At 33.1% G+C, this 22,490-nt stretch carries 29 protein-coding genes; 24 read left to right on the top strand and 5 right to left on the bottom strand.

What is annotated here, in order from left to right; genetic code table 11:
• Window positions 1-19 precede the first annotated feature (19 nt).
• Window positions 20-1,006, bottom strand: a complete 987-nt coding sequence (locus tag GCQ56_RS18915; RefSeq protein WP_152736103.1) for a PhoH family protein — start codon at window positions 1,004-1,006, stop codon at window positions 20-22.
• Between the two features lie 127 nt (window positions 1,007-1,133).
• Here GCQ56_RS18915 and GCQ56_RS18910 point away from each other — a divergent pair, with 127 nt between their 5' ends.
• The 24 genes from GCQ56_RS18910 (at window position 1,134) to GCQ56_RS18835 (ending at window position 19,641) form a co-directional block, all read left to right on the top strand.
• Window positions 1,134-1,922 carry an S-adenosyl-l-methionine hydroxide adenosyltransferase family protein gene (locus GCQ56_RS18910; RefSeq protein ID WP_152736102.1) on the top strand — a complete coding sequence of 263 codons (789 nt, stop codon included), beginning with the start codon at window positions 1,134-1,136 and terminating at the stop codon, window positions 1,920-1,922.
• Window positions 1,912-2,199 (top strand): putative quinol monooxygenase, encoded by a 288-nt coding sequence (locus GCQ56_RS18905; protein ID WP_152736101.1) that lies wholly within the window; start codon window positions 1,912-1,914, stop codon window positions 2,197-2,199. Before GCQ56_RS18910 ends, GCQ56_RS18905 begins: the two co-directional genes overlap by 11 nt.
• Before the next feature lie 187 nt (window positions 2,200-2,386).
• On the top strand, window positions 2,387-3,958 hold the full coding sequence (locus tag GCQ56_RS18900; protein ID WP_152736100.1) for an ATP-binding protein: 1,572 nt from the start codon (window positions 2,387-2,389) through the stop codon (window positions 3,956-3,958).
• A gap of 695 nt (window positions 3,959-4,653) precedes the next feature.
• A complete protein-coding gene (locus GCQ56_RS18895; RefSeq protein ID WP_152736099.1) occupies window positions 4,654-6,255 on the top strand; it encodes a vitamin K epoxide reductase family protein in 1,602 nt (533 codons plus the stop codon).
• Between the two features lie 56 nt (window positions 6,256-6,311).
• Entirely contained in the window at window positions 6,312-6,479 is a 168-nt protein-coding gene (locus tag GCQ56_RS20370; RefSeq protein ID WP_193323841.1) for a hypothetical protein, read from the top strand.
• A gap of 30 nt (window positions 6,480-6,509) precedes the next feature.
• Entirely contained in the window at window positions 6,510-6,755 is a 246-nt protein-coding gene (locus GCQ56_RS18890; protein WP_152736098.1) for a hypothetical protein, read from the top strand.
• Window positions 6,756-6,772: 17 nt separating this feature from the next.
• Entirely contained in the window at window positions 6,773-6,925 is a 153-nt protein-coding gene (locus tag GCQ56_RS20365) for a hypothetical protein (protein WP_193323840.1), read from the top strand.
• A gap of 79 nt (window positions 6,926-7,004) precedes the next feature.
• Window positions 7,005-7,160, top strand: coding sequence for a Dickkopf N-terminal cysteine-rich domain-containing protein (locus GCQ56_RS20360; RefSeq protein ID WP_193323839.1), 156 nt, complete (start codon window positions 7,005-7,007; stop codon window positions 7,158-7,160).
• A 504-nt stretch (window positions 7,161-7,664) separates the two neighbouring features.
• On the top strand, window positions 7,665-7,823 hold the full coding sequence (locus tag GCQ56_RS20355; protein WP_193323838.1) for a hypothetical protein: 159 nt from the start codon (window positions 7,665-7,667) through the stop codon (window positions 7,821-7,823).
• A 17-nt stretch (window positions 7,824-7,840) separates the two neighbouring features.
• On the top strand, window positions 7,841-8,017 hold the full coding sequence (locus tag GCQ56_RS20350) for a hypothetical protein (RefSeq protein ID WP_193323837.1): 177 nt from the start codon (window positions 7,841-7,843) through the stop codon (window positions 8,015-8,017).
• A gap of 91 nt (window positions 8,018-8,108) precedes the next feature.
• Window positions 8,109-8,279 (top strand): hypothetical protein, encoded by a 171-nt coding sequence (locus GCQ56_RS20345; RefSeq protein ID WP_193323836.1) that lies wholly within the window; start codon window positions 8,109-8,111, stop codon window positions 8,277-8,279.
• A gap of 54 nt (window positions 8,280-8,333) precedes the next feature.
• Complete coding sequence (locus tag GCQ56_RS18885) at window positions 8,334-8,546, top strand: hypothetical protein (RefSeq protein ID WP_152736097.1); 213 nt, start codon at window positions 8,334-8,336, stop codon at window positions 8,544-8,546.
• A 68-nt stretch (window positions 8,547-8,614) separates the two neighbouring features.
• Window positions 8,615-8,785 carry a hypothetical protein gene (locus tag GCQ56_RS20340; RefSeq protein ID WP_193323835.1) on the top strand — a complete coding sequence of 57 codons (171 nt, stop codon included), beginning with the start codon at window positions 8,615-8,617 and terminating at the stop codon, window positions 8,783-8,785.
• Between the two features lie 62 nt (window positions 8,786-8,847).
• On the top strand, window positions 8,848-9,003 hold the full coding sequence (locus GCQ56_RS20335; protein ID WP_193323834.1) for a hypothetical protein: 156 nt from the start codon (window positions 8,848-8,850) through the stop codon (window positions 9,001-9,003).
• A 227-nt stretch (window positions 9,004-9,230) separates the two neighbouring features.
• Window positions 9,231-10,373, top strand: a complete 1,143-nt coding sequence (locus tag GCQ56_RS18880) for a DEAD/DEAH box helicase (protein ID WP_152736096.1) — start codon at window positions 9,231-9,233, stop codon at window positions 10,371-10,373.
• Window positions 10,374-10,375: 2 nt separating this feature from the next.
• Window positions 10,376-10,603: a VF530 family DNA-binding protein gene (locus GCQ56_RS18875; RefSeq protein WP_152736095.1), complete on the top strand. Its 228-nt coding sequence runs from the start codon at window positions 10,376-10,378 to the stop codon at window positions 10,601-10,603.
• A 27-nt stretch (window positions 10,604-10,630) separates the two neighbouring features.
• Entirely contained in the window at window positions 10,631-11,263 is a 633-nt protein-coding gene (locus GCQ56_RS18870; RefSeq protein ID WP_152736094.1) for a class I SAM-dependent methyltransferase, read from the top strand.
• A gap of 557 nt (window positions 11,264-11,820) precedes the next feature.
• Entirely contained in the window at window positions 11,821-12,558 is a 738-nt protein-coding gene (locus tag GCQ56_RS18865; RefSeq protein ID WP_152736093.1) for a DUF6261 family protein, read from the top strand.
• Window positions 12,559-12,663: 105 nt separating this feature from the next.
• A complete protein-coding gene (locus GCQ56_RS18860) occupies window positions 12,664-12,960 on the top strand; it encodes a hypothetical protein (RefSeq protein ID WP_152736092.1) in 297 nt (98 codons plus the stop codon).
• A gap of 668 nt (window positions 12,961-13,628) precedes the next feature.
• Window positions 13,629-15,692 (top strand): P-loop NTPase fold protein, encoded by a 2,064-nt coding sequence (locus tag GCQ56_RS18855; protein WP_193323833.1) that lies wholly within the window; start codon window positions 13,629-13,631, stop codon window positions 15,690-15,692.
• A gap of 87 nt (window positions 15,693-15,779) precedes the next feature.
• Window positions 15,780-16,577, top strand: a complete 798-nt coding sequence (locus GCQ56_RS18850; protein ID WP_152736090.1) for a hypothetical protein — start codon at window positions 15,780-15,782, stop codon at window positions 16,575-16,577.
• 64 nt (window positions 16,578-16,641) lie between these two features.
• The gene (locus GCQ56_RS18845; RefSeq protein ID WP_152736089.1) at window positions 16,642-17,100 is read left to right on the top strand and encodes a hypothetical protein; all 459 of its coding nucleotides are present in this window, start codon (window positions 16,642-16,644) and stop codon (window positions 17,098-17,100) included.
• A 303-nt stretch (window positions 17,101-17,403) separates the two neighbouring features.
• Complete coding sequence (gene mazG, locus GCQ56_RS18840; protein ID WP_152736088.1) at window positions 17,404-18,180, top strand: nucleoside triphosphate pyrophosphohydrolase; 777 nt, start codon at window positions 17,404-17,406, stop codon at window positions 18,178-18,180.
• 171 nt (window positions 18,181-18,351) lie between these two features.
• Window positions 18,352-19,641, top strand: a complete 1,290-nt coding sequence (locus GCQ56_RS18835) for a glycosyltransferase family 4 protein (RefSeq protein WP_152736087.1) — start codon at window positions 18,352-18,354, stop codon at window positions 19,639-19,641.
• 105 nt (window positions 19,642-19,746) lie between these two features.
• Here GCQ56_RS18835 and GCQ56_RS18830 read toward each other — a convergent pair whose 3' ends face one another.
• The 4 genes from GCQ56_RS18830 to GCQ56_RS18815 all read right to left on the bottom strand — a co-directional run bounded on the left by GCQ56_RS18830 (window position 19,747) and on the right by GCQ56_RS18815 (window position 22,490).
• On the bottom strand, window positions 19,747-20,532 hold the full coding sequence (locus tag GCQ56_RS18830) for an energy-coupling factor ABC transporter ATP-binding protein (RefSeq protein WP_152736086.1): 786 nt from the start codon (window positions 20,530-20,532) through the stop codon (window positions 19,747-19,749).
• A 5-nt stretch (window positions 20,533-20,537) separates the two neighbouring features.
• Window positions 20,538-21,281, bottom strand: coding sequence for a cobalt ECF transporter T component CbiQ (gene cbiQ / locus GCQ56_RS18825; protein WP_227006122.1), 744 nt, complete (start codon window positions 21,279-21,281; stop codon window positions 20,538-20,540).
• Window positions 21,282-21,463: 182 nt separating this feature from the next.
• The gene (locus GCQ56_RS18820) at window positions 21,464-21,757 is read right to left on the bottom strand and encodes an energy-coupling factor ABC transporter substrate-binding protein (RefSeq protein ID WP_152736084.1); all 294 of its coding nucleotides are present in this window, start codon (window positions 21,755-21,757) and stop codon (window positions 21,464-21,466) included.
• Between the two features lie 4 nt (window positions 21,758-21,761).
• Window positions 21,762-22,490 (bottom strand): energy-coupling factor ABC transporter permease, encoded by a 729-nt coding sequence (locus GCQ56_RS18815; RefSeq protein WP_152736083.1) that lies wholly within the window; start codon window positions 22,488-22,490, stop codon window positions 21,762-21,764.

Below are 22,490 nucleotides of genomic sequence, written 5' to 3'. Positions count from 1 at the left end.
TACCGCGAAGATAAATTAATTATTCTTTATTTTCTCTCTTTTTCGTCTGCTTTTCTTCCTCTCTTTCATCTTCTTTTTCGTAAGCAGATACAATCTCTTTTACCAATCGGTGACGGATGATATCCGAACTATCGAATTCCACCATTGCGATTCCTTTAATCTTACGAAGAATACGAAATGCTTGCACCAATCCTGATTGCTGTTTTCGTGGTAAATCAATCTGAGTGATGTCACCTGTAATCATGAATTTACCGCTTGTTCCCATTCGAGTTAAAAACATTTTCAACTGCTTGGTTGTGGTATTCTGTGCCTCATCTAAAATCACAAAAGCATCGTTTAACGTTCTACCTCGCATATATGCCAAAGGTGCAATTTGAATCACCTCTGCTTCTAAATAATCTGCCAATTTTCTTGGTGGAATCATATCCAATAAGGCATCGTATAGGGGTTGTAAATACGGATCAATTTTCTCTTTTAAATCTCCCGGAAGGAATCCAAGATTCTCTCCTGCTTCAACCGCCGGACGACTCAGGATAATTTTCTTTACTTCCTGATTTCTTAATGCTTTAACTGCAAGCGCAATTGCTGTATATGTCTTTCCCGATCCTGCAGGACCAACGGCAAAAACCATATCGTTCTTCGCCGATTTCTCAACCAACTTTCGTTGATTTGCTGTCCTGGAACGAATAATTTTACCATTGTTTCCAAAAATGATTACACTTTCAGGATCATCAGGATTTTGAACTCCAGACGAATTCTCAAGAAAGATTCTTTTGATATTAGCAAGGGTTAGAACATTGTATTGATTGTAGTGTTGTATTAACAAATTTACCTTTTCCTCAAACAACTCAAGAGTTTTGGCTTCTCCATTGGCAATTATCTCACTTCCTCTTCCAACAATGCTTAATTTTGGAAACATTTCCTTAATCACCTCAAGCTTACTATTGTTAATTCCATAAAATTCAAGAGGATCAATCACCCCTAAAGATATACTCTTTTCAATCATAAATTTGTTTCAATAATCATTACTTTTGAGCACACAAATTAGTTATTAATTCTGATTTGTCAGGCAAAGAAAAAGAAGAAAATTTAGTTTTTTGTCACCTAATGTATCACCATAAAGGAACTTACTTATGACCGTAATCAGTTTAACCACCGATCTTCATCATCAGGATTATTATTTGGGAGCATTAAAAGGGCGACTTTTATCTCTCTGCCCAGGATCGCAATTAATCGATTTAAGTCACAACATTCAAAACTACAACATCTCTCAAGCCGCATTCATCTTAAAAAATGCCTATCACCATTTTCCTGAAGGAAGTATACATATTTTGGGTGTCAATTCTGAAGCTACTTCTCAGCATAAACATGTGGCTATAAAACACAAAGGACATTATTTTATTGGCGCTGATAACGGTATTTTCAGTCTTGCCTTGAAAGGAGAACCTGAGCAAATTGTTCGAATCGAAAATATTAAAAAAGAGGAAAGATATCACACTTTTCCCGAAATGAATGTATTTGTAAAAGCTGCTGCTGAAATTATAAATTCAGGAGGAATAAAATCATTAGGTCCTACTCAGGAAGATTTGTATCGATTGGTTCCAATACGTGCTACCATTCAGAAAGGAACCATTACAGGGCAAGCCATTTACATTGACTCAAATGGAAACATTACAACCAATGTTTCAGAGGAATTGTTTACATCGGCTTGCGACAATCGTAAATTCGAGATTTTGGTTCAGAGCAATCATTACAGAATTACAAAAATTAATAAAGATTATCACGAAACATCAGATGGTGAATTATTGGCTTTATTCAATTCTTCGGGATTATTGGAAATCGCAATAAACAAAGGTAACTTAGCAGAACTTTTACAGTTAGAAACCAACTCAGATATCAGAATAAAATTCCATGATTATTAGATTCGTAAAACTTGAGATCCTAGCTAATCACATTGATGATTTTAAACAGCTAACCAAAAATGAAAAATCTGATATATTAGCGTTTAATGGCTGTTCACATCTTGAAATATTACAAGATATTTCGAATCCCTCAATATTTTTCACACGAAGTCATTGGGAATCAGAAAACGCTTTAAATCACTATCGGGAATCGGATTTTTTTAGAGGAAATTGGTCACAAGTTAAAGCATGGTTCTCAGCCGAACCCAAAGCTTGGAGCTTATCTCATCCAGAATAATTAACATTACGCTTTCCTTTGTAAAAAACAAAATCTCTCATTACTAGTGAAATAAAACACATTAAATAATTTTTGCTTACTAATAAATTTCATTAACTTATATCATAACTTTTATTTATTGAATTTGTATATCAATGTACTTAGACATATTAACAGGTATACAAACGACTACTACTAAATATTGACTATGAGTAATGAAATAAAATATTTCAAGCAATTTTTCATATCAATGATTGTTGGATTTACCATTCTGATAGCAACATCTTTGTCATGGAATATTACAAATGAAAGAAAAACCACCTATGAATTAGCTAAAGTTGAAGCTTTAGGTAATTACAATAAAGATCTCGCCTTTCGCAAGTGGGCATCCATGCACGGAGGTGTTTATGTACCAATAACCGATTCTATAGTTCCCAACCCTTATTTGGAGTTTGTTAAGGACAGAAATATAACGACCAATACTGGACAAATACTTACCTTAATTAATCCTGCATACATGACCCGACTTGTATTTCAAATAGGTGCTGTACAGTATGGCGAAAAAGGACACATTACCAGTTTACATCCTCTAAATCCAAAAAATAAAGCAGATGAATGGGAAACGAATGCTCTAAAAATGTTTCAGGACGGAAAACAAGAATATTCAAGTATTGAAAATATTAATAATGAAAATCATTTGAGATACATGAAGCCATTAGTAATAGAGAATTCATGTATTAAATGTCATGCTAATCAGGGATACAAAATTGGAGATATCCGAGGAGGAATAAGTGTTGCCATTCCAATGAAAAGATATAAGGAAATTTTAAAAGTAAAAATCAACAACTTAATTCTTACCCACTCTATCATTTATCTTTTACTTCTACTCATAGGCAGTTTGTCTTACAGAAGAATATTAATGGTTGCAAAACAGAAAAATGATTCCCAGAAAAGAGTTATTCAAAGTGAAGCTATCTTAAAAGAACAAAACAATAAACTAATTGTCGCAAACCAAAAAGCAATTGAAAGTGATCGTTTAAAAACTATATTTCTTCAAAATATGAGTCATGAAATACGAACACCAATGAACGCAATTCTAGGTTTTTCTTCACTCTTACCACAAGAATTTAACAACAAAATCAAACTAAGTGAATATACTAATATCATAAGTCAAAGAGGGAAAGATTTGCTTTATATTATCAGTGACTTATTAGATATTTCTAAAATTGAATCTGAAAACATAGCACTACACACAGAGCAATTTCTTTTAAATGACCTCATAACAGAATTAACTCCTACTTTTTGCGAAATTCAAAAAAGATATGATAAAGCTCATCTTGAACTAAAATTACCAAACACAGAAAAATCTAATAATATTATCCTCTTTACAGACAAAGGAAAATTAAAGCAAGTAATTACAAATCTTGTTAATAATGCCTTTAAATTTACGGATAAAGGCTATATCAAAGTAGACCTTAAAGTTGAAACAAACGGATTACTTACTTTTTACATAAAAGATACTGGCATTGGCATTCCTGAAACCTATCACAAATCAATATTCAACCGTTTTTCACAAGTTGAACAGAATGCAGATCGAATTTATGGAGGAACAGGATTAGGATTATCTATCGTTAAAGGTCTTGTTGAAAAACTTGGTGGAGAAATTCATTTGCAATCTCTATTGCAAAGAGGTAGTTTATTTTATTTTACTATTCCCATCTCACATTCAGATGAAGATCATTTAAAGCTTGAAAATAGAAAATCCAGTATTTCAGTTTAAAATACAATGGTGTTTCATACACATGATAATTTTAATTCTAATAGATTTTTATTTGGAAATGATTATATCATTATCTAAATAAAATGAAGCTTAATTTTCACAACTATTTTGCAACACCAATAATATCATTCCACATTATTATTTACTTTCTACAATTGTATTTACTCGTATAATCAATCATGTTTTGTTCACTATACACACAGCAAAATCAGAACTCCTCACCTACAACAACTCACTATTTTGATCAATAGTAATATTGTTTAATTCCAAATATTAATCCAAACATTTGACATTGCAACACATTATATGCAAATGTTATTTTAATTACTCTAAAACCCTTATTTTTACTGATAAATGGTTTTATATGTATTGTTTTTTATAAAATAAATTGTGCTAATAAAATAAATTTTTCATAAATTAGTACCTGACTACTATAAATAAACAAAGACAAAACACTACTTTTATGTACTACAAACTACACTTCTATTCTTTCCAGAATAAAGAACAACACCATTTCAAAAAAAAACATTATATCTACTGTAACACCTAACACCGGAAAGGTTTTAATCGTTTTAAAACAATGTATCAAAACAATTAACTTCTAAACATATAATTCATGTTTTTGAATTGAAAATTGATGATAAATTAGTTTCTGTTTCTACCCAAAATACACCTACCTAATATTTAATGCTATTATGAATGAAAATTTATTCCTAATTCTTGAAGGATTATTAGTTAAGAATAAAATTAAAGTTGATAATGACGAACTTCGCCTTCAACTATTCGGTCACCCTACCTATCCAAGCTTAAATTCATTAACTGGAGTTCTTGATCATTTCAAGGTTCCAAATTTAGCTTTGGAAATTCCAAAATCAGAAGAAAATATAGAATTTTTACCTAATCACTTCATTGCTCATATCAAGAACGAAAACGGAGATAATTTTGCATTAATTAGCAAACATAATAATGGATTGAGGATGAGTGAAAATGGCAAGAAATATGAATTTCTTACCTATTCTCAGTTTATAATTATTTGGACTGGTATTATTTTAGGCATCGATATTGATGAATACAAAAAAACAACTCAAGATTATAATTTTAAGAAGCTATTGGTAACCGTAAGCCCATTAGTTATTGTGCTAACATTTATTATTACAAATCAGAATATATTCGAGAGTATTCACTTTTTTCTCTCTACTATTGGAATTTATGTTTGTTCATTAATATTCCAACATGAATTAGGAGAAAACTCTCCACTTCTCGACAAAATTTGTTCCGGAAAAAACAAAAAACTAAGCTGTGCAGATGTTATGAATTCAAAAGGCGGAAAATTCCTTGGCATTCTAAAACTTAGTGACTTGGGTATGATCTATTTCGTATTCATTACGATTCTCTCATTTTCCATTACTCTTAAATCACATGATTTTAAATTACTTTTTCAGATAAGTATCTTAGCATTACCATTTACGATCTACTCAATTATATACCAAGCTGTAGTTGTGAAAAAATGGTGTTTACTCTGCTTGTCTACAATTAGCATTCTTTTTTTACAAGCTTCAATTTCTTACTTTGGAATTACTTCAGCAGAATTACTTCAGTTATCAATAAACCTGATACCAGCACTCCTGGTAAGCTTATTTATTTCAGCTAGTTTTTGGTTTTATATCTCGCAAAAATTAAAGGAAAATAAGCAAATATTCGATCTGAAAATTCAACACAGCAAATTCAAAAGAAATTTTGAAATATTTAAGGCATTACTTCTCAGATCTCCAGAATTAAATACTCAAATTCCCACTGTTAATGAGATTACTTTTGGAAATTCAAATACCAATCTTGAAATTCTTATTATCACTAATCCATTATGTAGTTTTTGTAAGAACTCACACAAAATAATACATCAAACCTTAGAAAAATCACCTGATATTAAAATTATTGTACGCTTCAATTTATCAAACAAAAAGGAGAATACTGATACGCAAATTGCCTCTAAATTAATAGACTTATATAAAACAAAAGGTCAATCCGCATGCATAGAAGCAATGAACGATGCTTATAATAATTTTACACCTCTAAAATGGATTCAGACATACGGGAAGTGTAATAATATAAACATTTACAACGTACTTGAAAAAGAAAAAGAATGGTGCACACAAAACCATATTCTATTTACTCCAGAAGTACTGATTAATGGTAGATCATATCCAAAAGAATATGATTTTGAAGACTTACAACATTTTATTGAATCGCTACTCGATGAAGAAATCACAGAACAATCGAAAACTGTTCTTATACCATAAACCGAATTTCCGACGGGCTTTAAATATTCAGGAAAATTACACTTAAAATTTACAGAATGAAAAATTTAAAAACATTAGTAAACGCTAAAAAACTAGACAAAAAAGAGCAACAATCAATCAAAGGTGGTTCACTAACTCCATTCAAGTGCTTTCCAGGAATGACATGCCCTCCAGGAACTATTTGCATCAATTATACCTGTGAACTCTTCGCCGAAGATTTATAAATCATCTATCAATTATTTTAAATGAATATCATGAAAAAATTACAAAATCAATTAGGAGTAAAATCACTTACAAAAACAGAGCAACAAAATGTAAAAGGTGGTTTAATATCACATTACATTCCATCGGCATGTCAAATGGAAGATGGAGTTGGCTATTGTCCAACAGGACAACATTGTGAGAATGGAACTTGCGTTCCGAACAATACTGGTAGTGGTAGCAACGGAAATAATTGCGGAAATCCTGAAGGACCAATACACATTGATCCTAATTTATAAATCAACAATTAAGCCCTATGAAAAATTTAAAAGAATTCACAAAAGCCAAAGTGCTTAGTAAGCATGAGCAACAAGCCATAAAAGGTGGTCAAATTGATTGTAGACCTGATTATTCCTGCCCTGGATTAATGAAATGTATAAATGGTGTTTGTCAATACAGTATAGAATAAATACACCAAATAAACAGAACTGAATGCCTGACAGTTTCAAAATGTTCAGGCTAAAAACTACATTTTAAATTTATACAAAATGAAAAATTTAGAGAACCTAAGAGGAGCCAAAACACTTGGCAAAAAAGAACAACAAAGTATTAAAGGTGGAAAAAGACAATGTAATGCAGATGGCACATGCCCAACAGGATGGACCTGTATTAACGGTGCATGTGAAAGATACCTACTTGAATAATATCAATTCGATTTTTACAGTTGATTAGCTACTATAAAGAACCATAGTAGTTATTACCATAAAAAAATCAAAAAACTTACATTTCCTACAAGTGATAAGCCTTCACTTGTAGGAATTAAAACCGAAATCTTGACGGTATATAAATGTTCAAGATCTAAAACGTATTGCTTTTAACCAATGAAAAATTTAAAAAATCTTAATAGTGCCAAACAACTTAGTAAAAATGAACAACTTAACATTAAGGGTGGTGCATATCATAATTGTATAGAAATATGTCCAGAAAGGTATTATTGTGAAAAAGGACATTGTAAATTAAAACCACCAGAACGTCCTAATTAAAGCAATAATATAAACCAAATTTATTGTGGAGATTTTAATTGTTTCCATAAGTAATAAATCCTAAAAACAACATTTCCTACAAGTATAATTTTTCTCTTGTAGAAATTAAAACCGAAATCTTGACGGTACTTAATATTCAAGAACAATATTTATAATTTTTAACCAATGAAAAATTTAGAAAATCTAACAGGTGTCAAAACTCTTAACAAAAGAGTACAACAAAACATTAAAGGTGGAAAAATGCAGTGTAATGCTGATGGAACTTGTCCTCCATGGGGTATTTGTATCAAGGGAGTTTGTGAACTTCACATGCCAGAATTTTAATTTAAAAAATCAAAGCAATGAAAAATTTAGAAAACTTAACAGGAATCAAAATTCTGAGTAAAAAAGATCAAGTACGTGTTACTGGAGGAGAAGTACCAATGTCATGTGCAGATATGGGATTGCAATATATGACCTACGAGCGCTGCATAAGAGTTGCACCACCCAATTGCAGAGACTGGTGTAGCAGAAGGTAATAAGAATACTGATAATATTGCATTTAAATTAAAACCGAAACCTTGACGGTGTAGATGTTCAAGATGAAAAAAACCATTATTTTTTAAACAAATGAAAAATTTAGAAAGACTAAATGGTGCCAAATCACTAGACAAAAAGGAACAACAAAATATTAAAGGTGGTCAATGGACAGAAGATCCTAAGTGTATTGATGATCAAAGCTGTCCTGAAGGGCAAGGCTGTGTAATAGACCTTGGTATTTGCCTTCCAATTCCAGTTTAAATTGATTGTCTATTTTCAAACCCATCCTGAATTTCAGGATATAAAATTAAAACAATGAAAAATTTAGAAAATTTAACCGGAACTAAACATCTGAGCAAAAATGAACAATTAAATGTTAAAGGTGGTTTTTCTGGTTCATTCTGCGGATCCGATCCCGAATGTCCCGAAGGACAACATTGTGAAGGAATATTCTGTGTACCTGATGATCCGAACTCTGGTGGTTCTGGTGGTGGTGGCGGCGGAGGTAATGGTGGATTAGAACCATAATAATTAAAGCTAAAAAATTAAAATCTTGCTAAAAATCAAAGATTCAACTTAATTTAAATTGTAACAGAATGAAAAATTTAGAAAATTTAACAGGCGCAAAAAAGCTTAATAAAAAAGAGCAACAAATTATTAAAGGTGGTAGACATGAACCATGTACTTCAGATTCTCAATGCAGAGCCGATGAATTTTGTGATGGGCATGTATGTCTACCAATAAAGCTAAAACCACTTATTGATTAAATCTAATCACAAAACCAAAAGGATTTAAGTTCAAAAATAACTCAAAATTAAATTGTAACACTATGAAAAATTTAGAAAAACTAGTTGGAGCAAAAGAATTGAGTAAAAAAGAACAACAAAATGTTAAAGGTGGTGCCCATCCTTTTTGTGACTGGCACGAAGATTGCCCTGGCGGGTATTATTGCGATGGCGGTGTTTGTATGAGAATCTACGATTAAGATTTTTAAGAACACTTATTCTCTCGGGGTTGCCAACTACGCAACCTCTTTTTTTATCTAAAAACATCCCCTTTAAGACAGAAAACAATTCCTTTATTAAAAATAAAAGTAGAATATTTTAACCTACATGATAGAGTGTTTTTCTTGATTCATGATTAGTTGAGCTTTATTTGCCGTAACTTAGTGCCCTTAAAATAACTCATCATAACAATCAGAATAAAAATATCATGTCTTTTACCTCTTTAGGCTTGGCTTCTTCATTACAAAAAGCACTTGCCAAACAATCATACACCGAAGCATACCCTATTCAAAAAGAAGCAATACCTGCTATTCTTAACAAAAAAGATGTGTTGGGTATTGCCAAAACCGGTTCCGGAAAAACGGCAAGTTACGTTTTACCAATCCTTACAAATCTTCAGGGAGGAAGCATTTCAAAAAACAGACATATCAAGACATTGGTATTAGTACCTACACGAGAATTGGCGGCACAGGTGCTTGAGGTATTTCAACAATTCTCCTCTGCCCTTTCCGATCCTATTAAATGTTTAGCAGTACATGGTGGTGTTTCAATTAATCCACAGATGAAAGCCATGCAGAATGTTGACATTTTGGTTGCCACACCCGGTAGATTGTTAGAATTAGTAGACTCAAATGCTGTACACTTAACAGAAATTGAAGCATTGGTTTTGGACGAGGCCGACAAGATGCTAAATATGGGGTTTCAGGATGAAATGAATCGCATATTTGCACTTTTGCCAAAGAAACGCCAAAACATGCTATTCTCGGCTACGCTTAGCAAAAATGTAGAAGATGTAAATCAGGTTCTTTTAAAGAACCCACAGGTAATTAAAATTGAGTCGGAAGTAGATACCATCGATTTAATCGATCAATTGGCATATTCTGTTGCCGAAGAGAAAAAGGGTCCGCTTTTGCGATATTTAATCAAACACAACAATTTAAAGCAAGTATTGGTTTTTACCTCATCGGCACACAGAGCTGATGCTGTTGCTTATAAATTGAGTAAAAATGGAATTCAGGCCACCAGTACTCATAGCAAGAAAAGCCAGGGAGCACGAACCGAAAATCTTCGAAAGTTTAAAACCGGAAAGCTTCGCGTATTGGTTGCTACCGATTTGCTAACTCGTGGTATTGATATTGAATTTTTGCCCTATGTTGTAAACTACGATTTGCCACGTTCTCCTAAGGATTACATCCACCGAATTGGTAGAACCGGACGAGCAGAATCTCCAGGAGAAGCCATTGCTTTTGTTACCAAAGATGACGAGCATCACTTTAAAGTGATTCAGAAAAAAATGAAGAAAAGAATCAACCTTATTGATACGAAAGAGATAGATACCAAAGGATATTAATAATGGAAAACAGAGAGCAAAACAACAATCCATTACATGGAATAAAGTTAGCCGAGATAGTAGAGTTCTTAGAAAACTACTACGGTTGGGTAGAATTAGGAAAACGAATAAATATCAATTGTTTTAAGAAAGATCCATCCATTAAGTCGAGTCTTAAATTCTTAAGAAAAACTGCTTGGGCACGACAAGAGGTGGAAGAATTATATCTTAAAACAGTAAATAAACATTAATTCTATATTAAATTCAAAAAAGCTTATATGTCAGCACAATGTCCTTTATGTAACAGATTTGGAGAAGTTTTTTATCAGAACAAAAAACAACTCTTTTATCAATGTAAATCTTGTTCAGGCATATTTGCTGACAAAAACTTATTACCCAACGCTACTATTGAGTACGACCACTATGAAAAACATGAGAACGATGTAGAAAACAAAGGCTATCAAAATTTCGTCTCTCCTATTACCTCATCCATTTTAAGAGATTACACTCCATCTCACATAGGTTTGGATTTTGGTGCAGGTACAGGTCCTGTCATCTCAAAGGTTCTAAGCGATAATGATTTTTCAATCCTTCAGTACGATCCTTACTTTCATGCGTATCCCGAATTACTCGAAAATCAATACGATTACATTGCCTGCTGCGAGGTGATAGAACATTTTTACACTCCACACAAAGAGTTTCAACTGCTAAAGAAGCTTTTAAAACCAAATGGAAAGCTGTATTGTATGACCCACATTTACGATGAAAGTATAGATTTTGCCGATTGGTACTATAAAAATGATCCTACTCATGTATTCATTTATCAGAAAAACACCATCAAATGGATACAAAAAGAATTCGGGTTTTCGGACACTGTCATTGATAATCGCCTGATAGTATTCTCTGTTTAAAATCGTTTTTTGATATTTCCCCTTATTGGGGAAACATTATTCCAACTCATAAGCTCTTCCCCAAACTGGGGAAAGACCAACCTGAATAATTTTGAGTTTCCCCAAGCTGGGAAAGCTTCTCTAATTTCATTTCACCTTTCCCCAAGCTGGGGAAGCCTCCCTAATTTCAATTTATACTTTTCCCAAGCTGGGGAAGACCTTCTATTTTCGATTCAAGTTTCCCCAACTTGGGGAAGGTCTCTTTTTTCCAGGCAAGCTCTCCCCAAGTTGGGGAAGGCATTTATTTTCAAAACTGGCTTCCCCAAAATAGAATATCTAAATCTTATAATTAATTCATGATAATATTTTTCATGCTTTTAAAAATTCAAATCATTTCTAATAAATTTTAAAAACTGAAGTCTTCCTAAACGATATTTTAACCTGCCAAACATCCTAATTTTCCTGATTAAAACAATAAACTTGAATTTTTTAACACTTTATATATTACTTATATCCAATACTTTTCTTACATTTAATATGACATAAATAAAATTGACTAACCCTAATACCCTATTTTTATGTATCAAAAAATTAATTTCCACAACCTCCAAAATCTGGAGCTGATTCAATTCATGAAGTCATTTCTTGAAATTATTGCCAAAGCCGATCCTGAGCTACTTAAAGTAAAAGCACAATACGATGCTTTACTAACAATTTATACTGCCATGCACGATTTTTACAAACCAGAATTGGCTAACAAACTAACCAAGCAGGTGCAAAATTTAGATGCAAACAGAGATCAAGCTTTACAGGGAATTATAGATGTTCTGCGAGCCTACCAAAAACACTACGATCCTGTGCTGAAAGCAGCAGCCGAATTGCTACTTAATTCCATCGACATCTACGGAGATCAGATTGGTAGTTTTAGCTATCAGAAGGAGACTGCAGCAATTGGACTGATTTGCACAAATTGGAATAAAGAAGATGAATATGCCAATGCTCTTTCAAGCTTACATCTTAATCCATGGGCAGCAAAATTGAATGAATTCAATACTCAATTCGAAGCACAATATATGGAGCGAATGGAACTAGATGCCAATTCTCCAGAGATTAAAATGGTAGACTACCGCAAACAATCTTACGAAAGCTATAAAACTGTACTTAAGCATATGGAAGCAAATGCTATCCTAACAGGAGAAGAACCATACATAGATGTAAACAAGAAAATAAATCAACTAATTGACATGAACAACCAATTAATTGATAGCAGAACCAATAAAAAAGAAGAAACTGAAGAGTCTACAGCCGTAGAGTAGTTGTTTTTATTAACTACATGCAATTTTGAAACTACCCCGAAAGGGGTGGTTTTTTTGTTGATTTTCTAAAAGTGTACAAAACATTAAATTATTAATTTTATAAATATGACTATAACAGCAAACAATTGGAAAAATAAAAAAGGAACTGCTGACCGAAATTGTAATTGTGGTTCATGGAAGCAACATTGGATTAATAATTCTAGCAAATCCTGGCCAAGCGAGTGTTCAATATATAATTGCAATAATACTGCAACATTAGGTGCTCATGTTATAAATTCAAATGTATCAGGTGAGAAAATAATTCCTTCATGTGCAACTTGTAATAAACTAGAAGGTGAATTTAGTTTGAAAGGTGGTGTCACTGTTGTTTCTGCCAATAAATCTGAAACCTGTGAGAAATAATATACTGGAATTATATAAAAAGGAATAATTAATCCTTAATAATGCACTATTTTAAAAAATCAAAAGATAAATTGTGTATTAATATACCCTTACCTTAAATCAAAGTAATTTTGCAACTTACAATGATCACAAAACCTATAGAAAAAAAATCATATTGGTTTTCAAAAAGAGAAAATCAATTATTACTCTTAGAATTTCCCTTTCAAAAATTTAATCTACTAATTCTTGCAAGTACAGCATTTTGGTTCTTGTATGTATTGAATTCGACGCAGAATGAAGGATTTGCAAAATCAATTACTGAGCTAATAAATAAATATTGGATCAATCCCATCTTATCTAAAATAGGAACAGGAGAAATTCCAATTCTCTTGTTTGCTCTTGCAGTAATACTGATTATTCTATTTAGCGTAGCCAAGGGATTGAGACAATATGTTTACTCAGGCAAAAGAATTTCAATTTACATTGCTCTTTTGTTTAATTACTCGCTATTAAGATTCTTTGACACACCATTTAGTTTCTCGCGATTTACACAAATTGGTTGGTTGAATAATTTAGCATATTGGGATCTTCTTTATTTACTTTTAGCTCCTGTGATATATGGAATTTGGATATTATATCCAGTTCAGATCCATAAAAAGAAAGATAATGTTACGTCAAAACCATCATACTTGAGTGACGATCCTGCTGATGACGATATATTTCCTGAAAGAATGAGTATCGCAGAAAAATTTTCTATATCAATAGAGAAAATCCAAGTTAAATCATCCTATGCTATTGGAATAACCTCACCATGGGGTAATGGGAAGACAACATTTCTGCGGTTCCTTATCAAGAAACTAAAAGAAAAAGATAGCAAGGCTATTTTCATAGAATTCTCGCCTTGGTTTTGCAAATCAGAATCAGATATTATTTCCTTATTCTTCGATTCTTTATCTGATGGATTAAAAGCATATCATAGCTCAATTAATAATAAACTGAAGAAGTATGCTAAAGTAATTTTATCATTAAGAAAAAACACATTTACTGAAAATATAGGAAAGGCTCTCAACTTGTTCGAAGAATCAAAAGAACTTCACTCCCTCTACAAAGATCTAAATAGTCATATCGGTAAGTTGGATCGAAAAATTTACATCAGCATTGATGATCTTGATCGTTTATATGCCAAAGAAATTATCGAGTGTTTCAAAGTTATTCGCAATACAGCCAATTTTAAAAATGTAGTTTTTATTGTTGCCTATGATGCAGAATATGTTGACAAAGCATTAAAAGAAGCACTGAAAGAGAATCACAAAAACTATATTGATAAAATAATTCAATTAGAATATGCACTTCCTGAAATAGAAAGTGGCGCATTGGTTGATTTTATTGAAACAAAATTAGGACAATTTAATATTGGCTACGATGAAATCAATAGAATATTAGAGCCTAAATTTATAGAGAAATTAGAAAGTTCTAATAATGGAGCAAGAAAAATAAATGAACTCATTTTAGAAGACTATTTCGGTAATGTAAGAGATTGTATTCGAATATTAAATTCCTTTTCTGCTCATTATCAAAATTTAGAAGGAGAAGTTCTTCCCTCCGATTTATTTCTTGTATGCATTCTTAAAACCTTATTTCCAGATGAAGCCCTTAAAGTTTATTTAAATATGAATGATATTTTTATTGAGAATGGTGGGCTTCAATTCAAAAATCTAGATCAATTAAAAAATGTAACTAAAAAGGTAAAGGATCAATCTGCCAAGACAGAACCACGCTACCTTATAAAACAGATAAATGAAAACAAAAATTTTCTGAACCTTGTTCAAGCAATATTTTTTGTTCAAAAACCATGTATTCGAAGTGCTTCATGTAATGACAATTATGAAACTTATTACAATGGTGTTGTTTCAGAAAATAAGATAAAGTTTAAGGATTTTAAAGAGTGGATTAAATCTGCAGAAAATTTAATGGATCAAATTGACTTACTCAACTTGAAAAAAACAAGTTTAAATCAAGAAAAATTAAATAATCTCTCAATCAAATTAACTAAGTATATAGCAGAAAATAAAATGCAGGCACAAGTTCAAGTTCATGCCTTATTGTATTTACAAGAGATATTGAAATTTGACTATTTATTTGGAAGTATAACTAGAGTTTTAAATGATTTTAAAGAAGAATGTATTGATATACTAAGCAATATTATTGCTAATCCATTAAATGTCAATACACATTTAATAACATCATTACTATTTAAAATAAAGTTAGCCTACATCAGAAAGATCACTAATGAAAGCTATTCATTAATAGTTAAAATCAATAATGGACTAGAGTTGTTTCATTCTCTTACATTGGAGATGTTAAAAAAGAAAATATCCGAAGAAAAGATTGATGACAATCTCTTTGATATACATTCTAGTTGCATAAATAAAAAAAATAGTGACAGTAAATTTATAGTTGACCCAAGGGCTAATAAATTGATGAAAGATTTCATTAACCTTAGCGAAAACAAAATTCCTTTTCTTAAAAATTTGGCAATCACAAAGCATGAATTTGATGATATGAATATGAGGGCGTTTCGTCCCCATTTAGATCAAATTTTTAATGATGAAATTGGTAACTATGATGGTTTTGAACGATTCTTTAAAGATGTTTATGAAGAAAATCATGAAGATTCCGAATTATTACAAATATGGAATTATTGGGAGAAATATAAAGCTTCAAATTTTAACTACTATTTGTTAGAAACTTAAGACAAAACTAACAAATGTTTATAGTTCATGATTTGCGAAAGCAATCTAGAAATACATTTATCGACAACACATATAAATTCTACCACAATGAAAATTCCCAAAATATTTAAACCCTCGTTTTTATTTCAAAAGGATAAAGAATCGGTTCATTACAAGAACTTGAAAAACGGAGAGAAAATAGATATCAAGGGAAAAGAATATGTGAAAGTGAAGCTAAAGTTTGTGGATAGCTGTGATCATGATTCTGCAAAAATTATCGACAATCTGGAAACTGAAAATAAATTCCTTAATGAACAAAATCAAAAATTGGTAGCCAAACTTGAGTTGTGTAATAGTGATTTATTATTATTAAAACAATTGAATTATAACCTAACAGACAGTTATAAGCGAGAAGCAACCAATATAAGAAATGCAAACATTACAAATAAAACTTATAAAAATAGAATTACCAGATTAGAAACTCGTGGTGAAAATCATAAAAAACACATCCACGATTTAATATACGAAAATGAAAATCTTAAAATAAAACTCGATAAACAAGAACAGAGAATAAAAGAGCTGACAAAACACAATTTGCCTCAGGTGCAAAATCAAGAATTAACTAAAAAATTAGAATCACTCAACAATAAAGTGTCATTGCTCGAACAATTGAATTATAATTTAGCGAATAATGTGAATATAGGAGCTATTAGATCAGTAAACAGAGATAACACAATTATAAAATACAAAAAGGAAATTACCCGGTTAAATAAGCTAACAAAAACATACAAAGATCAATCTAAACTCCTGGAAAAACAAAACAATATCCTTAAGATAAAGCTAGCCAAACAAGAATACAAGGCAAGGGAACTGGAAAATAAGGTACAACCCACTGTAGGTATTTAATAACATTTCTTCATTTAACGGTTAAAGTTATCTAACTTTAAATTTCTAAAAAATCTTAAGCCCAATGCTTCTATCCTACAAAACCGAACGACTTCCCCTTAATTTTTTAATGCTAGGTTTTAGCTTAGCGTTAGTCGGCGTGGCGACTACTATAAATGGAGATTATGAAGGTTCCCTTACCCTTTTATTGGCCATCCCTCTCCTTTTTACACAATCGGGAGTAGTAATTGATATTGAAAATCAACGTATCCGAAAATACACAGGTCTGTTTTTTTTGCGTTTTGGTAAATGGGTAGATATAACTGCAGCTCAACACCTACAAATTATTAAAGTGAGAGAAACAAAGGGTATGGCAGTCTTATCTATTGGAAGAAATGAAACCAATGTGGTACAAAAGCTGTTAATGATGATGCCAAACAGTCACATAGAAGTACTTAGTGGAAAGCAAGAAAAAGTGGAGAAAATTGCCAGGGAAATGGCTGAGAATATGAATTTGGAATTGAAATATCCGAAAGAAAAATAGAAAACTCCAAGTCACAAGCAACAAGCTCCGATAAAATTTTTAAAGTATATGCTAGAGGTACGTATTTACCTCAAAGATAAACGAAGGTATTTCACAAAGGGTACAACGAAAATTTCAAATTATTTACCTCATTCTATCTTTCTCCTTCAGGAGAAAAGAAAACAGCTTCGATACTACCATTTAAAGTTGAAACCTTTGACAAAAATAGCAAACATTCAAATTTAAACTTTAAGTACTTTTTACTTTAGGCACTTTAAATACTTAATTAGTACATTTGATCTTCGATTACACAATTACGAAAAAATGGATAGAAAATTACAAGCCTTTGAACGCTTACTAGATATCATGGATAAATTGCGAGCTGGTTGTCCGTGGGATAAGAAACAGACCTTTGAAACTTTACGAACACTTACCATTGAGGAAACCTACGAACTGGCCGATTCGATTCTAAAGGGTGACAAGCAGGAAATAAAGAAAGAACTTGGAGATATTTTGTTGCACATTGTTTTCTATGCCAAAATAGGATCGGAAACCAATGATTTCGATATTGCTGATGTATGTGATGGTATCAGCGAAAAACTAATCTATCGTCATCCTCATATTTTTAGCGATACCAAGGTGACTGATGCCAAAGAAGTAGAAGAAAATTGGGAGCAATTAAAGTTGAAAGAAAAAGGAGGCAACAAATCGGTATTGGAAGGTGTTCCTCAATCTCTTCCTGCCTTGGTAAAAGCCAATCGAATTCAGGATAAAGTACGAGGTGTAGGTTTCGACTGGGACGAGAAAGAACAGGTTTGGGAGAAGGTGAAAGAGGAAATGCACGAGCTGGAAGATGAGATCAAGAAAGGCGATCAAGATAAGATGGAACAAGAATTTGGCGATATGTTCTTCTCACTAATCAATGCTGCTCGTTTGTACGGCGTGAATCCTGAAAATGCATTGGAACGCACCAATCAGAAATTCACCAAACGATTCAACTACCTGGAACGCAAAACCATAAAACAAGGACGCAACCTGAAAGAGATGAATCTGGAGGAGATGGATGAGATTTGGGAGGAAGCAAAGCAGTTTGATAAATAGAAAGCTCCAAATCGCAAGTTTCAAGAAAAAATAAAACCGTTCCATGTATAGAATAGAACATGTCAAGCATCTCCATGATGCTAGACATGTTACCCAAATATCATCATTAAAATAGATAGAAAATTATAACTTTAAGTATTTAAAACTTTAGGCACTTAAACTTTTCTTCGTATGAATATCCTTCAAATTATTCCCGGTTCTGGTGGTAGCTTTTATTGTGGCAATTGCTTGCGCGATGATAAATTTCACAATGCCATGAAAGCACAAGGTCATGAGGTAACTAAAATCCCCATGTATCTTCCATTATTTTCCGATGAACATGATTTGAATGAAATGCCTGTTTTTTATGGAGCTATTAGCATTTATTTAAAACAATTGTATCCCATTTTCAGGCATGCTCCTGCTTGGTTTGATCGAATGTTAAACTCTCGTCCGATGCTGAAATTTGCAGCAAGTATGGCGGGATCGACCAATGCCAAAGGATTAGAAGAAATGACAGTATCCATGCTCATGGGAGAAGAAGGCGCTCAAAAAGAAGAGCTCAATCGCATGGTGAGTTGGATGGCTGAGTATTTAAAACCAGATGTGATTCATCTATCGAATGCGCTACTCTTAGGCTTAGCTCCTAAGTTGAGAGAAGAATTTCCCAATGCTCGTCTCTTTTGCTCCTTGCAAGATGAAGATGTGTGGGTAGACGCAATGAAGGATTCTTTCAGAGACAAGATCTGGAAGTTGATGAGTACTAAATCAGAATTTATTGATGGCTTTATTGGTGTGAGTGATTTCTATTCAAAAGTATCCATTCAAAAAATGAACATGAATGCTGATAAGGTGTTCACCAACCATTTGGGCGTTGATCCGGATGAGTATCATATTACAAAACCTGAAGAGAAGGTCAGAAATATAGGCTACATCTCACGAATGTGCGAAGCCAATGGTTTTGATATCATGATAGATGCATTCATTGAATTGAAAAGGGATGCGGATTTTGAAGATGTAAACCTGATTCTTACAGGTGGATCAACAGGAGATGATAAGCCTCTTCTAAAGAAAGTGAAGCAAAAATTACAACATGCCAGTTTGAGTAGACAAGTTGAATTTCATGAAGACTTTGATGGTGAAGGAAGACATGATTTCTTTAAAAAAGTCCAGATGATATCGGTTCCGGTTCGTAACGGAGAAGCATTTGGCTTATATCTATTAGAAAGCATGGCGTCAGGAGTTCCGGTTGTTCAACCAGCTTTGGGAGCATTCCCTGAGATTGTTGAAAAATCGAAAGGTGGAATGGTTTACGACAATAACAGTCCTGAGGAATTGGCAAGAGCTTTAAAAAATCTTTTAAAGGATGAAGAAAAACTTAAGGATCTATCAATAAAAGCCAGAGCTGGAGTTGAAAAATATTTCAATATCTACACACAAGCAGATAATTTAATTGAGATTTATCGAAAGTCTGAGAATTGATTTCACAGGGTAAATAAACACTCTTTAAGATTCGATCCCGATGGGATCGTAGGTTTATAGAATATCTTATTCTATAAACATCTGACTCCAGTGGAGTCACACTTCTTACAAAAATTCATGTACTGAACGGGGATGGTTTTCCATACCCATTTTCTTCGCTAAACGAACGACCAAAGGCAATTCCATACCAATTTCCTGCATCATAACTTTGTTTGTCATCACTTTTTCAGGAGAATCTGAGGCGATCACTCTTCCCTGTTTCATTAATACCACATCATCTGCCCATTCGTAGGCAAAATCAGGATTGTGAGTAGAGATTAAAACTGTTTTCCCCTGCTTGTTCAAATCATCGATAATGCCTGTCATGATTTGCTTGTGACGATTATCCAACCAGGCAAATGGCTCATCAAACAATACAATTTCCGGTTCCATCGCCAACACGCCTGCAACGGCAACTTGCTTCTTTTGCCCGTAACTTAACTGGTGCGGTGCTTTTTCTTTCAACTCAACAATTCCTAATAATTCTATGTATTTGTTTACTCGGTTCTCTAACTCTTCACCTTTCAATCCCAAATTGGATGGACCAAAAGCAACATCTTCAAAAACAGTTCCTGCAAACAACTGTACATCCGGATCCTGAAATACATATCCAACTTTTGCCGCCATCTGCTTTCTCTCTTTCGATGTAAATTTAAAGCGATTTTCCTCCAGAAAATATTTTCCCTTTTGTGGTTTATGGATTCCATTCAATACCAAAAAAAGAGATGATTTACCAGCTCCATTCTCACCTAAAAAAGCAACTTTACTGCCCTTTTTTATCTCAAGAGAAACATCTTGTAAACCTTTGGTTCCCTCAGGGTAGGTGTAGTTTATATTTTGAAGACGCAACATGATTTTTAATTATGAATTATAAATGAGGAATTAAGAATGAAATGAATAGTCAACAATCCAACTCCTACAAGTATCAATACGATTAATTGGTTTAATCTTACAGGTTTGCTTTGCTCATTAAAATAGAATTCACCGGTATATCCTCTCGATTGCAATGCCTCAAAGTTTCGCTGTGAATATTGCAAACTCTTAACAAATACCGAAGAAAACAACATGCTGATAGATGCAATACTTTTTCTCTTGCTTGCATACCCCAGGCGATTGCGTTGAGCGATGTGCACTTGTGTTGTAAATCCGAAAAGCAAAGCTATATATCGATAGGTGAGTACAAAAAGTTCTCTTAAAATCAATGGGATTCTTAACTTCCTTCCAATATCGTTAATTTCTGATAATGGACAGGAAAGAATTAGATAATTTAGCGCCATTACTGCTGCCATGGCTTTACAAAATAAGGCTATTGCGTTTTGTAAGCCTTCTTCCTCTACTCCTATGCAAATACTCGTTCCCTCCCAACAGAAAAGCGAAATTTCGGGGTTTGCGTGTAAGGACAATGCAATAGAAATACTTCCCAGCAAAATAAATCCAAACGGCAACATCAAAAGGCGCATCATTTTTAGCAAAGACATGCCATAAATCAAAAAGCACAGAACAATGCTAGCTAACAAGAAAATATGTAATCCTGTTTGATCAGACAACAAGGCAGCATTTAGCAATAACATGAAGAGGATAAATTTCTCCATGCCTTGCAATCCAAAAAGAGATTTTTTTAATATGTATCGTTCCTGAAAAAACAATTTCTTATTATTTAGTTATTATTCACCCCTTCGCCTATCGGCACTTCCCCTACAAGGGGAAGATTCTTAGAATTAAAATTCTCTATAATACATTTCTCCCCTTCTAGGGGAGATGGCAGCAGCCAGAGGGGTGCATATTATTTCACTATTGCTTTCTTTCCCTTATAGTACCCAATCACATAAAACAGAATACCTGCTCCAATGGCGGCTTGCAATGCAAACAGCAAACTTTCAATTTCCGATCCTGGTGGTTCCCAGATATTCGAAAACCAAGGTTCATAAGCAGGATTTGCTTCCACAATATACTCTTCTGCTTGTCCGTCGGCGCCACCAAATTCTGAATTGTCAACGTATGAAAATACACCAACAACAATAGCTACTATGGCGATGATAATCCAAAAATTCTGATTCTTTACGATCTTTTGTAGCATATTCTTATGATTTTGAGGTTTTAAACTTGAATTTTAACCCTTCCCAACTTGGTATATTTTTAATGAGAATGTTCATTACCAAAACGGTAATTAATCCTTCAATAATTGCTACAGGAATCTGCGTAAAGCTAAAAATGGAGGCAAATTTCACGAATGCGCCAGCCACACCAGTTTGTACATCCGGGTGAGCCAATGCCAATTGTAAGGAGGTTACTGTGTAGGTTGCCAAATCGCCCAAACAGGCAGCTAGGAAAATAGATACTGAGCGATTGATTTTAAATTTTACACACAACTTATAGATCCCGAAAGTAACCAATGGACCTGCTAAAGCCATAGAAAAAGCATTGGCTCCCAAAGTGGTAATTCCACCATGAGCCAATAAAAGAACTTGAAATACCAGTACCAAAACCCCAAGCACACTCATAGCAATGGGACCGAATAATAAAGTACCAAGCCCTACGCCTGTTGGGTGAGATGAACTACCAGTTACCGAAGGCAATTTTAAAGCCGACATAACGAATGCAAAAGCAGCTGCCAAGGCAAATAACATCTTAAGCTCTGGATGTTTCTTCACTTTTTCCTGAATGATTTTTACACCCCAAACAAAAAATGGCAAGTAGACAACAGTCCAAAAAATCGACCAACCAGCAGGCAAATAGCCTTCCATAATGTGCATACTATATCCCTGAAAAGGAATTAGAAATGCGAATAGCACAAGTAATTTTTTTCCCAT

Origin of the sequence: Marinifilum sp. N1E240 (assembly GCF_009295825.1) — a bacterium.
GTDB classification, from domain to species: Bacteria; Bacteroidota; Bacteroidia; order Bacteroidales; family Marinifilaceae; genus Marinifilum_A; species Marinifilum_A sediminis.
Note: the sequence above shows the minus strand (reverse complement) of the source record. Positions and strands in the feature narration are given on the sequence as shown.